Here is a 13,035-nt window from a genome sequence, read left to right on the forward strand (position 1 = left end):
GACGACCCCCCGAGGTGCCGGTGGGCACCCACGTCCCCGCACGCTGGCGGCCTGTGACGCGTGAGTCAAGAGTGACTCATGTGACTGATGTGGTGACAGCGACCGGCGGTCGGTGCCGACGGCTCGCCGGGCGACGGACGTGCTCTCACGCCGTGCGGGGACCGGGGGAGAACCGGACCGGCAGCGACGTCAGGGCGTGGGCCCAGTTCGAGTCCAGGTACACGGGGTCGCCGTCGAGCGCGAGGTCGGGCAGGCGCCGGGGCAGCTCCTCGAACAGGACGCGGAGCTCGAGCCGGGCGAGCTGGTTGCCGAGGCACGCGTGGGGCCCGCCGCCGCCGAAGGCACGGTGCTGGGGCTTCTCCCGGGTGACGTCGAAGCGGTCCGGGTCCTCGTTGAGGTCGCCGTCCCGCGAGGCCGACGAGAACCAGGTGACGACCTTCTCGCCCTCGGCGATCGGCTGCCCCTCGATCTCGGTGTCGCAGGTGGCGGTGCGGGCGAAGTACTTCACCACCGACGTCCAGCGCAGGATCTCCTCGACGGCCTGCGGGACGATCTCGGGCCGGTCGCGCAGCGTGGACCACTGGTCGTGGGCGAGCAGGGCGAGGGTGCCGGTCGCGATGGTGTTGCGGGTGGTGTCGTTGCCGGCGAACACCAGCAGGCCGAAGAAGGTGAGGATCTCCTCGGGGGCCAGGCGCTGCCCGTCGACCTCCGCGCCGCTCAGGCGGGTGACGAGGGTGTCGCCGCCGGCGGCCATCTGCCGCTCGATCTGCTGGTGGAGGTAGCCGACCATCTCGCCGAACACCGCCGTCGCCCCGGCCGGCTCGTCGGACTGCTGGGCACGCTCGATCTGGTGGGTCCAGTCGTCGAGCTGGTCGACGTCGTCGTCGGGGATGCCCAGCAGCCCCGCGAGCACCCGCAGCGGGACGGGCACGGCGATGTCGCGGGCCAGGTCGGCGCGGCCCCGCTCGACGACGCCGTCGATCACGTCGGTGACCACCGCGCGGACCGTGTCCTCCATGGCGGCGATCGCCTTCGGGGTGAACACCGACGCGAGGATGCGGCGGTAGTTCCGGTGCTCGGGCGGGTCCTTGAACAGCAGCACCTGACGCAGGAAGTCCAGCGGCGCGACCTGGTCGGGGTGCAGGAAGATGCCGCCGCGGTGGTTGGAGAACGTCGCCGGGTCCTTGCTCACCGCCGTGACGTCCTCGTCGCGGGTGACCGACCAGAATCGGTGCCCGTCCGGCCCGGTCCCGGGGTGCACCGGGCACCCGCCCCGCAGGCGGGCGAACAGCTCGTGCGGCGGGCCCTGCTCGTGCAGGGACCGGTCCATCGGGTCGACGGCGGTCAGGTCATCGCTCGTGGCGGGCATCGTCGGCCTCCTCTTTTGAATTAATATTCGAAACGGTAGCGACTCGATGTCCTCCCGTCGATGCCCTCCGTAACGCCGACGCGGACATCTGCGACGAGGTGTCACAACGCGTGGAGATCTCGTCGGGGAGGAGTCCGGTGCGGCAGGCGTACAAGGTCTGGCTGGGGATTGCGGCGGGGGTGTTCATCGTGGTCGCGGCCACGGACATCAGCACCGCCTCGCCGACGCCCACCGCGGCGTCGTCGCGGGCACCGGTGGTCACGTCGACCTCGACTCCCGCGCCGACGAGCACGACGACGTCGTCGTCACCCACCACCACGACCGCTCCGGTGGCGGAGGGCGAGACCGTCACGGTCACCGACGTGATCGACGGCGACACCCTCGAGGTCTCCGGCGGCCGGCGCGTGCGGCTCCTCGGCATCGACGCCTGCGAGATGAGCACCCGCGGCGGGCGCGAGGCCAAGGACCAGCTGGAGGGCTTCCTCGCGGACGGTCAGGTCCGGCTGATCGCGGACGGTGCGCGCGACCGCGACAGCTCCGGGCGCCTGCTGCGTCGCGTCGAGACCACGGGCTCGACCGACCTGGGCGAGCTCATGGTCGTCCACCCCACGGTCGGCGTGTACCAGGGCCGCGACGACGCCACCCCGGCGTACCTGTCGCAGCTGCGCGCTGCCGACTACGGAGAGCGCGACTGCTCGGGGACCCCGCCCGCCACGGAGAGCGGGAGCGGTGGGGACGTCGACGTCGACGTGGACCTCGGCGACGGCGACAGCGGCCTCCCCGACGGCGCGCTGACCGGCGGCTACTGCGCGCGCAAGTGGTGGTGCTGAGATGGCCCGGCGGTCCCAGGGGAGTCCCGCGGCGGTGGCGGTCGGCGGGCTGCTCCTGCTCGGTGTCGTGATCCTCATCGTCAAGTGGGTCCTGATCACCGCGGCGATCCTCGCGATCCCGTTCGGCATCTGGTTCGCGTACGACCGTGCCGCCCAGCGCCGTGCCCGGCGCGACGCGGAGGCGGTCGTCGCGCGCCGGCACGAGATCGAGTCGCGGGCGGTCCTGGACGCCGCGGGCGGGTGCGGGTGGTGCGGCATGGCCTCGGGGCACCGTGACCACCGCACCGGCTGGGCGATCACGCCGCGCGCCTACCACCGCCACGAGATCGAGCAGACCCTCGCGCAGCTCCCGGCGTGACGGCGATGACGACGATGACGACGATCGGTCGCTACAGCAGGAGCGCCCACGACGGCGGTCCCCCTGACCACCCGGGCGCTTGTCCTTCGTGGCACCTCTGCCACTGGTGCCCGTGCGCCCACGACCACCCCGATCGGCCGCATCGTGGCCATCAGCATCAGCGGGTCGCCGAGGAGGCGCAGAGGCGCCAGGGGCGGCAAGCTCCCGAAAGATCGGAACGGAGAGGTCGGCATCGGCGAGACCGAGAACTGTTCTGATCGCTCTGCGCATCCGTTCGCCGCCGCTCGGTAACGTCGTCGTCTTCACTACATGCTTGTTCCTGGGGGACGTCACCGCGCGACAGAGCGCCGACCTGCGGGATCTCTCCTGACGGCCCCGGGTCCGGCTCTCCGGCCGCGGGCTGGTGCATGGCGGCCGGAGGGGTCTACCTTGTCCTGACAGGCGATGGGGCTCGCCTTCAACCGCAGGTCTTCCTGCTGACGGTCCCTGTTCGGTTCCGACCGTTCAGGAGGCCGCATGCGCCCACCTCTCTCGCGTCGCTCCCGGTCACCTCCTGTCGGGCCGTTCCCACGTGCCCGCCCCTCCCAGGAGAAGGAAGACCGACGATGACCACACCGACGCACGACCCCACGCCCTCGGGCGTCCCGTTGCTCGCCCGCGGGAAGCACCGCGACCCCGCCGACGGCAGCTGCCTCATGGAGTACGTCTCCGTGCTGTCCGGGCGGCGGTTCGGCGACCGTCCCCGGTGCACGCACCCGCTGCTGGGCTGGCTGGCCCGGCGCGTCAACGACCAGGTCGGCGACGCCGTCCGCGCCCGGCTGACCGGCGTCGCCCCGGCGCTCGTCGGCACGCGGGTGCACGGCCCCCACGCGCGGGGGGTGGTGCGCGCCGTGGTCTATGGCGAGCTCGCCACCCTGGGCCTGGTGGGGGCGCCGCGCGACCCCTGGCTGCGCGACCTCCACGACCGCGCCGACGAGCACCTCGGCCACCGCGTCTCCGGGCGGCGGTCGCTGGGCGCGACCGACCGCAACCGTGCCTTCGAGGCGGCGTGCGAGTCCGTCGGCGACCTCGACCGCGAGGACCGCGACAGGCTGCTCGCGGTGGCCCTGGCCAGGAGCGTGACCCGGGCGCGGCGGCACCTCCGCCTGCCTGCTGTCGGGGTCGTCCTGATCGACGCCGAGCGTTCGGTCGCCGTCCTACACTGAGGCCATGACGGCGTTCGGCGGCATCTTCCGCTCCCCGAAGCTCGAGGGCGTCGAGGAGTCGGACGACAACGGGGAGCGTGCCCGCTTCGTCGGGCTCGACCTCGAGAGCGGCGTCGTCCGCGTGCGGGCGGCCCGCTCCGAGGAGCCCGACCGGGCCGAGCGCGGGGACACGCCGACGGAGTGACGCCGGAGGGTCAGCCCGGCCACGACGAGCGGGTGTCGTCGGTGAGCTCGGCGAGCGCGATCTCGGCGCGGGCGGACGCCTCGACACCGCGGCGGGCCGCCTCGGCGTACATGAGCCCGTAGGTGAAGCTCGGTTCGCCCGCCTCGTGGGCAAGGTCGACGAGCTCGAGCAGCACCTCGCGGAGGACCACGGTGTCCTGGTGGTCGCCCAGACAGGTCTGCACGGTCTTGGCCCTGCTCGCCACGCGCTTGGCGTCGCGGCCGTGCATCGGCTCGACCGACTCCGCGGCGTAGCGCAGGCGCTTGGCCGTCTTGCGGACCTCGTGCAGCCGCTCGGCGCGCTCGTGCTCCGTGCTCGCGCGCTCCGCGGCCGCCACGGCGGCGCGCACGCGTCGGTCGTCGCGGCGTACGCAGCGGGTGAGGACGGTGGCGGCGTCCGCCGTGGCGCGGTCGGTGAGCGGCGCGTCGACGAGCAGACCCTCGAGCCCGGCGATCAGCTCGGCGAAGCGGGCGCCGTCGAGGACGGTGACCAGCTCGCGGTGGGCGCGGCGGTAGCGCTGCCGCAGCACCGCGTGGACCCGCTGGTCGACGGGGCCCAGGACGAGCTCCTCGGGCACGGCCGCGAGCAGGTGGCCGAGCTCGTCCTCGGCGACCTCGGCGTCGCGGGCAGCGCCCGCCACACCGGCGACCCACCGCAGCTCGTCCCGGAGCGGATCGGTCGCCTCCCGCCGCAGCACCGGGCGGTAGGTGGCCAGCACGGTGCGCAGGGTCCGGGCGCTCACGCGGAACTGGTGGACGGCGTCGGCCTCATCGGCCCGCACCGGCTCGACCGTCCCGCGCAGCGTCCGCACCCGCGCGCCCACGATGTCGAGCACGACGGCACCGGCGTCGGCCTGCGTGTCCACGAGATCGTCCTACCACCGACGAACCCGCCGCGGTGGCCTCGATCCGGACACGGCCGAGCAGCCCGAGCGGCGTGGGCGATCCGTCGCGATCCACCGCGCCGGGGCGTCCGCCTCACCCCGGTCGGTCCTGGCCGGCGGGTGCGGTGACCGCCGTGTCGAGGGAGTCCCGCAGCTGGGACGGCGTGACGCCGAAGCGGACGACGAACGCCTGGCGCAGCGTCTCGGCCGAGCCGAAGCCGCAGCGACGGGCAACGGATCCGAGCGAGCAGTCCGAGGCGCGGACGAGCTGGTGGGCCGCTTCCAGGCGCGCGTCGCGCACGTACCGCGCCGGCGTGCGGCCGGTCTGGGCGACGAAGAGCCGGCTGAGGTGTCGTGGGCTGACGTTGACCAGCGCAGCCAGGCTCGTGACCTCGAGGTCGTCGGCGAGATGGCCGAAGACGTGGTCGGTGACGCGACGGACCGACGCCGCGTCCCCCCGGGGGACGTCGGTGAAGATGCTGCGCTGCGCCTGGTCCCCGGCGCGGTGCAGGTAGGCCAGCAGGCCCAGCGCGACGCGACGGGTCAGCTCCGCGCCGTGGTCCTCCTCGACCAGGGCGAGCGTCAGGTCCAGCGCGGCGGTGACACCCCCGGAGGTCGAGACCGGGCCGTCGCGGACGTAGACCGGCTCCGGATCGAGGAGCACGCGCGGGAACCGGGCGGCGATGCCGTCGGCGTAGTGCCAGTGGGTGGTGGCGCGACGCCGGTCGAGGAGGCCGGCCGCGGCCAGGACGCTCGCCCCGGTGCACACCGAGGCGACCCGCCGTGCGGGGGCGGCCAGGCGTCGGACCTGCCCGACCAGCCGCGCGTCGGCGGCGGCGACCTCGTGTCCCAGCCCCCCGGACACCACGAGCGTGTCCACCGGACCCGTCACCGCGTCCAGGCGCTCCTGCGCCGACAGCGCCAGCCCGGAGTCGCACGCGACCGGTCCGCCGTCCGGCGTCGCGAGGACGAGACGGTACGGCGGGCGCGCGCCCTGCCGGTTGGCGTGGTCGAAGGCGCTGGTCACGCAGGCCACGTCGATGAGCTCGACGCCGGCGAACCCGACGACGAGCACCAGTCGTTCGTCCACGTCGCCACCGTAGGGCGCCGCAGGCCCACCGGACGATCCTCGCGGGCTCGGTGCCGGGGACAGGGATCCCAGCAGAACGGACGGGGCGGGGCGGAGGGCCTCCCGCAGCCGCCGCGGTCCGCGCACCCTTCGGCCTGCCCCGAGACGCGGCGACGTCCGGCGTCCGGGTGTCGACCGCGGACCACGACGGGAGAGCACCGATGACATCGCGACGACGCCGGACCCACCCGGTCGTGCTCGGCCTCGCCGGACTGCTCGCCGTCCTCGCCGTCCCCGGCCTCGTGCTCGCGGTCAACGCCGCGCGCTTCGCCGCGTACCGCTACGCGGCGCCCGGCCCGGCCGCGCAGGCCGCCGTCGCGTCCGTCCCACCCCGACCCCACGACCCGGCCAAGCCCACCGCGGTCGTCCTCGTGAGCGACCACGGGGCCAACGTCGCCGACACCCTGGTGCCCTACGACATCCTGGCGGGCACCGGCGCGTTCAACGTCTACACCGTCGCACCCGACCGGCGACCGGTCCCGCTGCTCGGCGGGCTCGACCTCGTCCCCGACCTCGGCTTCGCCGAGCTCGAGGCGCGGCTCGGCGGCGCCGCGCCGGCCGTGACCGTCGTCCCCGAGATGCCCGACATCGATCCCGCGACCGACGCCGACGACGCGCCGGTCACCGTGTGGCTCCGGGACCGGGCGAGCCGGGGCCTGGTGCTCGGCGTCTGCACCGGTGCCCGGCTCGTGGCCGAGGCCGGCCTGATCGACGGGCGCCCTGCGACGTCGCACTGGTACCGGCTCGCGGGGCTCGCCGACGACCATCCGCAGGTGGCGTGGCAGCGCGGGATCCGCTACGTCGACGACGGCGACGTCGTCACCACCGGCGGCCTGCTGTCGTCGGTCGACGGGACCCTCCGCGTCGTCGAGCGACTCCTGGGCTCGCCGGCCGCGGCGGAGGCCGCGCGACGCGCCGGCTGGTCGCACTACGCGCCGGGATCGCCGTCGGCGCTGCCGCCCTCCGGCCTGAACCTCGAGCGGGCGGGCACCCACGTGCTCGATCTCGGCTTCCGGTCGGGGTCGACCACCTTCGGGGTCGTGCTCACCGACGGCGTCGGCGAGCTCGACCTGGCGGCCGCCTTCGCTCCGTATGCCGAGGTCAAGGCCGCCCGCACGCTCGCGCTCGGCGATCACGCGATCCGGTCCAGGCACGGCCTGACGTTCGTCCCGCGCGCCGGCCTGCCTGCCGTGGCGGACGTCGACCGTCTCCTGGTCCCGGCGAGCGCCGGCGGTCCCCTGATCAGCGCGGCCGGGACCGCCGCGGCATGGGAGGGCACCCCGGTGGAGCGCCTCGGTGGTGCGCCGGGCGGGTTCGCCTTCGACGAGGCGTTGCGGGTGATGTCGCGGTCGATGGACCGGGCCACCGCGCGGTGGGCCGCGGTCATCCTCGAGTACCCGCCCGAGGACCTGCGCCTCGAGGGCCCGGCGTGGCCGTGGGGACCCACGCTCGCGGTCCTCGGCCTCGGGCTGAGCGGGGCCGCCGCAGCGGTCGGGGTGTCGCTCCTCGCTTGCCGGCGCCCCCGCGCCCACTCCGACGAGCCCCCTCCGGATGGCGACCCCGCGGCCCGGTCGGGTGCCGCGAACGAGTCCTCGGTCGCCGGATGACCGGCGGACCGCGACCCCGTGGGAACAGGAGACAGATGTGGACACACCGCCCGTCCTGCCGCGACCGGAGTGGGACGCCGCCCACCAGGAGCTGCTGGTCAAGGAGAAGGAGCTGACCCGGGCCCGCGACGCCCTCGCCGCCGAGCGCCGGCGGATGCCGTGGCTCCGGGTGGACCAGGGCTACGCCTTCGAGGGACCCCGGGGACGGGTCGGGCTGATCGACCTGTTCGAGGGCCGGCGCCAGCTCATCGTCTACCGGGCCTTCTTCGACCCCGACGTGCTCGGCTGGCCCGACCACGCATGTGTCGGGTGCTCGATGATGGCCGATCAGGTCGGCGACCTCACCCACCTCAACGCCCGCGACACGAGCTTCGCCTACGTCTCCCGGGCACCGCAGCCCGACATCGAGCGGTTGAAGGCCCGGATGGGGTGGTCGATGCCCTGGTACACCCTGCTCGACGACTTCGACGTCGACTTCGGTGTCGACCAGTGGCACGGCACGAACGCCTTCATCCGCGACGGCGCGACCGTGTACCGCACCTACTTCGTCGACGGCCGCGGCGACGAGGCCCTGGGCAGCGTCTGGAGCTACCTCGACATCACGGCCCTCGGGCGGCAGGAGGAGTGGGAGGACTCGCCCGAGGGCTACCCGCAGAGCCCCGCCTACGAGTGGTGGAACTGGCACGACGCCTACGCCGAGACCGGCCCGTCGCCTGCGGGCCTCGCCCAGGTCGAGCGCGCGCGGAGCCGGTAGGGACCGTGGGCATGATGGGGAGGGACGACCCAGCCGGTCACGCCCGAGAGCACCCGGAGGTGCCGACGATGGACACGGTCGCCTACGTCGACGCCGTCGTCGAGCAGACGAGCACGCTCGCCGCGTGGGTGGACGGCCAGGACGGGTCCGCGCCGGTACCGACCTGTCCGGACTGGACGCTGACCGATCTCGTCGACCACGTCGGCGGGGTCCAGCGCATGGTGGCCATGCTCGTGGGCGAGCGGATGACCGAGCCGAGCCGGGCCTTCGCCCGCCTCGTCCCGGGTCCGACCGAGGCGACCCGGTGGCGCGCCTGGCTGACCGACGGCGCCGCCGAGGCGGCGCGGGCGTTCGCCGCGGTGCCCGACGACGCGCCGGTGTGGGATCCGTCCGGGGGTTCGGCCGGCGTGCCGTTCTGGTCACGTCGGCTGTTCGGCGAGATCTCCGTGCACCGCGCGGACGCCGCCGCGACGCTCGGCCTGCCGTACGACCTGGCGCCGGAGCCCGCCGTCGCCGCCGTCGAGGACTGGCTGGACACGTTGACGTCCCGCGGCTACTGGGAGAACAGGCCGGACTTCGCCGAGGCGATGCGCGGCCACGGCCAGACCCTGCACTTCCACGCCACCGACGCGCCGGGGGAATGGCTGGCCCGCCGGGAACCGGACGCGGTCGTGCTGGCACGCGCGCACGCTCCCGCGGACGTCGAGGTGCGCGGCCCGGCCGCGGCACTGCTGCTCGTGCTGAGCAGGCGTCGTCCGCTACGGGCGGCCACCACCGTGGAGGTGCGGGGGGATCGAGCACTGCTCGACCACTGGCTCGGGCACATGGACTGGGTCACCGGCTGACCTGCGCCGGGGCGACCTCGCGCCCCGGGCCCGGCGTCGCCGGCACCCGCCTGCCGTCGCGGACGGGGCGTGGGCTCACCGGTACCCGGTGGTGTCGGCGGGCTTGCCCGGGTCCTGCACCTCGGTGATGTAGCGCCAGGCGTCGGGGCGCGAGCCGTCGAGATCGGTGAACCCGTACACGGCGGCGAGCCCACCACTGGAGAGCGACCGGCCGTTCCACCGCGCACGGTCGGGGTCGGACGCCAGGGCGGCGACGGCACGCCCGACGAAGCGGGGGGTCTCGGAGATGGCGAAGTGCGGTTCGCGAGCGAGCGCGTCGCGCCAGTTCTCCTCGCCGACGCCGAACAGGTCGAGCATGATCTCCGAGCGCATCCAGCCCGGTGTCACCGACACCGCGGTCGCCTCGTGTTTCGCCAGGCTGCGCGTGCGCCCACGCCATGCGGTTCACGGCGACCTTGGCGAGGTCGTAGAAGGGCGAGATGCGGTAGTTCGTGGCGTTGTACTCCGCGGTGCCGTCGGTGACCTCGACGAGGAGCCCGCCGGGGCGCCGGATCAGCAGCGGCAGGGCGAAGTGGGCGGTGGCGAGGTGGGTGTCCACTGCGAGGTGCAGCATCCGCATGCCGTCGTCGAGGTCGTGCTCCCACACGGACTGGTTCCACCCGACGAGCTTCTCGCCGCCCCAGATGTCGTTGACCAGCACGTCGAGGCGCCCCTGGTCGCGGTCGATCCGCTCGACGAGAGCGCGGACCTCGTCGTGGACGAGGTGGTCGACCGGGACGGCGATGCCCACACCGCCGGCTCGCTCGACGAGCTCCGCGGTCTCCTCGATCGTCTCGGCGCGGTCGTACTCCGAGCGGCGCCCACGAGTGCTGCGCCCGGTGACGTAGACCGTGGCACCCGCAGCCCCGAGCTCGACCGCGATCCCTCGCCCCCCTCCTCGGGTCGCCCGGGCGACGAGGGCGACCGTGTCCGTCAGCGACATGGGTGCCACTCCCCCTATATATAAACGAACAGTAGGTTACTTTAGTGGCATGCCCCGACCCAAGACCCGGACCGACGAACAGATCCTCGACGCCGCGCTCGAGCTCGTGCACGCCGGCGGGGTCGAACGCCTCACGTTGGCGGCGGTGGGGGAGCGGTGCGGGCTCTCGGCGGCCACCCTCGTCCAGCGCTTCGGGACGAAGGCCACGCTGACCCACCGCGCGCTATGGCACGCCTGGGACCGGCTCGACGCGTCGACCGCCGAGCTCGCCGCGGCCGTGCCGAAGACTCCCGAGGGGGCCGTCGAGCTCCTGATCGGACTCTCCCGCCAGTACGGCGACGACGTGGCGACCTACCGCGGCGGGCTGCTCGTCCTGCACGAGGACCTCGGCGATCCATCGCTCCGCGCCCGCGGCAGCGCCTGGGAACGTGCCCTCACCGACGCTCTCGACGAGTGCTTCGCCTCCACCCGCGGCGCGCCGTCGGGGATCGGGCACGTGCTGGCCTCGCACTGGCAAGGGGCGCTCACGTGGTGGGCGTTCGACGCGTCGAGCTCGTTGCCCGACTACCTCACCCGCAGCCTGGACGCCCTGATCGCGATGCTCGTGTGCGCGTCACGCGCCGACGACGGAACCGGCGCCCCCGCGTGACGGCCGTGGCCCGCACACGGTGGACGTGTCGGTGCGGCCCGACGCGCGGGCGACCGGGGTCGACGGGTGAACGTGGAGATCCGACGTGCGCCCCCGGCAGGATTCGAACCTGCGACACCCGCTTTAGGAGGACGGCGAACCACGGGTACTGGGTCTGCTACCAGGCGCTTTGCTGGCGTCGATGGTCGCAGAACTCGCACCTACGGCCGCGCTCGACCGAAGTTCGCACCCAAACTCGCACCCCGATCGAGATCGAATGCTGGTCCCCATGAACAACTGGATGCTGCTCATGGGTTGGGCTGAGTGGGTGATGTCGGTGTCGATCGCGCTTCTCGCTTCCTAACGTGGACCGAGCCGGTCCACGGCGAGCTCGTCGAGCAGCCGAATCAGCTGCGGGGGAGTCCCCGGCCTGGCCGGGGTCACCGCGATCACCAGCGGTCGGCCGCACCCGCTGTCCAAGGCGTCCAAGGCGTCCAAGGCGTCCAAGGCGTCCGTCTTGGTGGTCAGCCCGCCGCGGGAGCGACCGATCCCGTGGTCGCCGGGCCCGTCAGTGCGACGTTGATCGGGCCGTCACGGCCCGAGCTGGCGCCGCCGCTCGCGCCGGTCACTGACCCGGTGTGATCGTTTCTTGTGATTCGGTCTCGCCCCCTGTGTAGCTCGAGGGCTCGCGGGGATCCAGGAAGACCCCGCAGCGAGTCGTGCGGCGGTGGCGCCGTGCTTGTGCACTCGCGAGGTGGAGGTGTCCACCGAGCGCCGCGTGCGTGCCACTATCCCCGCGTGTGGTCAGCAGGCTCGGGACCTAGTCGGACGCGAGTTCAACCCGACGGTACCCGACTGGCTCTGGGTCGCCGACCCCACCTAACCGGCGACCTTGTCGGGGATGGTCGACGTCGTTTTCGTCTTCGACGCCTACTCCCGGCGCATCCTCGGATGGCGCGCGTTTCGTTGCAGAGTTCAGGTATCTACTCACTCTAGTCTCGTGGGAAGATAATCACCGCTGCGACTGTCACTCTCTGCTACATTCGTTCCGGGCTTAAATGGCGAGGAGGTCGACGTGTTCTTCCTCAGCTACGCCCGAGCGGACGAGCCCTCGGTACGGGCCCTTGTCGAGGATCTGCGCCAGCTCGGTGATGTGTGGCGCGACCATCAGATCGCAGGCGGGCAGGCGTGGTGGCGGGAGATTTTGGGCCAGATTCGAGTGTGTGACCTCTTTGTTTTCGCGCTCTCGGAGGCTTCGCTGAGTTCGGAGGCTTGCCGAGCTGAATTCAACTACGCGTATGCCACCCGCCGCCCGATCCTACCGGTGCAGGTGGGCAAAGTCGCGTCTGTCCCACGCCATATCGGTCAGTTTCAGATCGTGGATTATTCCGTCGGCACCACAACTGGGGGGATCCGCCTCGCGACCGCGGTGCGCGCCTTGGACAGGCAACGCCCGCCACTTCCCAGCCCGTTGCCCCCCGAACCCCAGCCACCGGAGCCTCGGCCGGTCCACACGCCGTCGCTCTCACGACGTGGCCGAGCAACGGGTGTAGCTCTCGTGTTGCTCTTCGTGCTGCTGGTTGGCGGTACGCTTGGCGTGAGCCTGCTCTCCTCCTCGAGCACTAACCCGACGGGTGTCCCAGTCAGCAGCTCCGACCCGGGCGGAGACGCCAGCGAGCCCCGCGCGGCGATGTTGGCGGCGGTCCGTGACTACTATGGAGTGGTTACCGTCAACCCAGCTGCGGGCTGGGCTCGCCTCAGTCCTAGCCTGCAGGCACAGACGGGCGGGTTCTCGATGTACCAGTCGTTCTGGTCGACGGTCACGTCTGCGGTAGTCGTCAACGCCAACGTCATTGATGGGAACACGGTGTCGGCCACGGTGGACTTCTCGGCGGCAGGTCGCGATCGCGTACGGGAGACCCACGAGCTCCACATGATCCGAAGCGCCGACGGTAGCTGGCTAATCGACGCCGACCGGGTATCGTGATCCTAGTTCGCCACAGCATTGGCCGAAATCGTGGCGGTCATCGCATCGGTTGTCGGGCCCGTTGGCCAAAACCCGCAGAATAGAAGCACTGCTGGCTGCCTCGGAAGCGTCAGTTCTTACCGTGACGTGAATTTGACTTGGGTCCTCCCGCAAACGGCCTCAAGGCTCGTTGTTTCGAGGGTATCTGAAGTCTGGAGCGGGCTCCCACCGATCCGCTTTACTAGACTGACCTCAG

General features: G+C 72.6%; 13 protein-coding genes, 1 pseudogene and 1 riboswitch. Of the genes and pseudogenes, 9 read left to right on the forward strand and 5 right to left on the reverse strand.

The genetic code is table 11. The annotated features are described in order from the left end of the window. Positions 1 to 145: 145 nt before the first annotated feature. Together QSK03_RS21750 and QSK03_RS21755 are read right to left on the reverse strand one after the other, a co-directional pair. Positions 146 to 1,369, reverse strand: coding sequence for a cytochrome P450 (locus tag QSK03_RS21750; protein ID WP_285656580.1), 1,224 nt, complete (start codon positions 1,367 to 1,369; stop codon positions 146 to 148). Further along, on the reverse strand, positions 1,350 to 1,682 hold the full coding sequence (locus QSK03_RS21755; RefSeq protein WP_285656582.1) for a hypothetical protein: 333 nt from the start codon (positions 1,680 to 1,682) through the stop codon (positions 1,350 to 1,352). The genes QSK03_RS21750 and QSK03_RS21755 overlap by 20 nt, the downstream gene beginning before the upstream one ends. A 16-nt stretch (positions 1,683 to 1,698) precedes the next feature. Here QSK03_RS21755 and QSK03_RS21760 point away from each other — a divergent pair, with 16 nt between their 5' ends. The 4 genes from QSK03_RS21760 (at position 1,699) to QSK03_RS21775 (ending at position 3,946) form a co-directional block, all read left to right on the forward strand. Then, the gene (locus QSK03_RS21760) at positions 1,699 to 2,199 is read left to right on the forward strand and encodes a thermonuclease family protein (RefSeq protein ID WP_285656584.1); all 501 of its coding nucleotides are present in this window, start codon (positions 1,699 to 1,701) and stop codon (positions 2,197 to 2,199) included. Between the two features lies 1 nt (position 2,200). Then, positions 2,201 to 2,557 (forward strand): hypothetical protein, encoded by a 357-nt coding sequence (locus tag QSK03_RS21765; RefSeq protein ID WP_285656586.1) that lies wholly within the window; start codon positions 2,201 to 2,203, stop codon positions 2,555 to 2,557. 431 nt (positions 2,558 to 2,988) lie between these two features. Continuing rightward, a riboswitch (Fluoride riboswitch) is annotated at positions 2,989 to 3,053 on the forward strand. A gap of 109 nt (positions 3,054 to 3,162) precedes the next feature. Continuing rightward, positions 3,163 to 3,762: a hypothetical protein gene (locus QSK03_RS21770; protein WP_285656588.1), complete on the forward strand. Its 600-nt coding sequence runs from the start codon at positions 3,163 to 3,165 to the stop codon at positions 3,760 to 3,762. Between the two features lie 4 nt (positions 3,763 to 3,766). Beyond that, positions 3,767 to 3,946, forward strand: a complete 180-nt coding sequence (locus tag QSK03_RS21775) for a hypothetical protein (protein ID WP_285656590.1) — start codon at positions 3,767 to 3,769, stop codon at positions 3,944 to 3,946. Positions 3,947 to 3,956: 10 nt separating this feature from the next. On the opposite strand, the gene QSK03_RS21780 is transcribed toward QSK03_RS21775, so the two are convergent. Together QSK03_RS21780 and QSK03_RS21785 are read right to left on the reverse strand one after the other, a co-directional pair. Beyond that, positions 3,957 to 4,850: a CHAD domain-containing protein gene (locus QSK03_RS21780; RefSeq protein WP_285656593.1), complete on the reverse strand. Its 894-nt coding sequence runs from the start codon at positions 4,848 to 4,850 to the stop codon at positions 3,957 to 3,959. A 112-nt stretch (positions 4,851 to 4,962) separates the two neighbouring features. Beyond that, a complete protein-coding gene (locus tag QSK03_RS21785) occupies positions 4,963 to 5,958 on the reverse strand; it encodes a GlxA family transcriptional regulator (RefSeq protein WP_285656596.1) in 996 nt (331 codons plus the stop codon). Positions 5,959 to 6,158: 200 nt separating this feature from the next. Between QSK03_RS21785 and QSK03_RS21790 the strand changes: the two genes are divergently transcribed. The 3 genes from QSK03_RS21790 (at position 6,159) to QSK03_RS21800 (ending at position 9,203) form a co-directional block, all read left to right on the forward strand. Further along, positions 6,159 to 7,604, forward strand: coding sequence for a DJ-1/PfpI family protein (locus QSK03_RS21790; RefSeq protein WP_285656598.1), 1,446 nt, complete (start codon positions 6,159 to 6,161; stop codon positions 7,602 to 7,604). Between the two features lie 37 nt (positions 7,605 to 7,641). Then, positions 7,642 to 8,358 (forward strand): DUF899 domain-containing protein, encoded by a 717-nt coding sequence (locus QSK03_RS21795; RefSeq protein ID WP_285656601.1) that lies wholly within the window; start codon positions 7,642 to 7,644, stop codon positions 8,356 to 8,358. Between the two features lie 68 nt (positions 8,359 to 8,426). Further along, a complete protein-coding gene (locus tag QSK03_RS21800) occupies positions 8,427 to 9,203 on the forward strand; it encodes a maleylpyruvate isomerase family mycothiol-dependent enzyme (protein ID WP_285656602.1) in 777 nt (258 codons plus the stop codon). Between the two features lie 75 nt (positions 9,204 to 9,278). Here QSK03_RS21800 and QSK03_RS21805 read toward each other — a convergent pair. Continuing rightward, a pseudogene (locus QSK03_RS21805) lies at positions 9,279 to 10,185 on the reverse strand (SDR family oxidoreductase). 49 nt (positions 10,186 to 10,234) lie between these two features. Here QSK03_RS21805 and QSK03_RS21810 point away from each other — a divergent pair. Both QSK03_RS21810 and QSK03_RS21815 read left to right on the forward strand, forming a co-directional pair. Beyond that, positions 10,235 to 10,834 (forward strand): TetR/AcrR family transcriptional regulator, encoded by a 600-nt coding sequence (locus QSK03_RS21810; RefSeq protein WP_285656603.1) that lies wholly within the window; start codon positions 10,235 to 10,237, stop codon positions 10,832 to 10,834. Positions 10,835 to 11,888: 1,054 nt separating this feature from the next. Further along, complete coding sequence (locus QSK03_RS21815; RefSeq protein ID WP_285656605.1) at positions 11,889 to 12,800, forward strand: toll/interleukin-1 receptor domain-containing protein; 912 nt, start codon at positions 11,889 to 11,891, stop codon at positions 12,798 to 12,800. Positions 12,801 to 13,035 lie beyond the last annotated feature (235 nt).

This window comes from Actinomycetospora sp. NBRC 106375 (genome assembly GCF_030269665.1).
Taxonomy (GTDB): Bacteria; Actinomycetota; Actinomycetes; order Mycobacteriales; family Pseudonocardiaceae; genus Actinomycetospora.

What these genes read in the sequence shown, in the direction of transcription:
- QSK03_RS21775 (WP_285656590.1), top strand. Translation starts at nt 3,767, where the DNA reads ATGACGGCGTTCGGCGGCATCTTCCGCTCCCCGAAGCTCGAGGGCGTC.
- QSK03_RS21800 (WP_285656602.1), top strand. Translation starts at nt 8,427, where the DNA reads ATGGACACGGTCGCCTACGTCGACGCCGTCGTCGAGCAGACGAGCACG.
- QSK03_RS21810 (WP_285656603.1), top strand. Translation starts at nt 10,235, where the DNA reads ATGCCCCGACCCAAGACCCGGACCGACGAACAGATCCTCGACGCCGCG.
- QSK03_RS21765 (WP_285656586.1), top strand. Translation starts at nt 2,201, where the DNA reads ATGGCCCGGCGGTCCCAGGGGAGTCCCGCGGCGGTGGCGGTCGGCGGG.
- QSK03_RS21770 (WP_285656588.1), top strand. Translation starts at nt 3,163, where the DNA reads ATGACCACACCGACGCACGACCCCACGCCCTCGGGCGTCCCGTTGCTC.
- QSK03_RS21790 (WP_285656598.1), top strand. Translation starts at nt 6,159, where the DNA reads ATGACATCGCGACGACGCCGGACCCACCCGGTCGTGCTCGGCCTCGCC.
- QSK03_RS21750 (WP_285656580.1), bottom strand. Translation starts at nt 1,369, where the DNA reads ATGCCCGCCACGAGCGATGACCTGACCGCCGTCGACCCGATGGACCGG.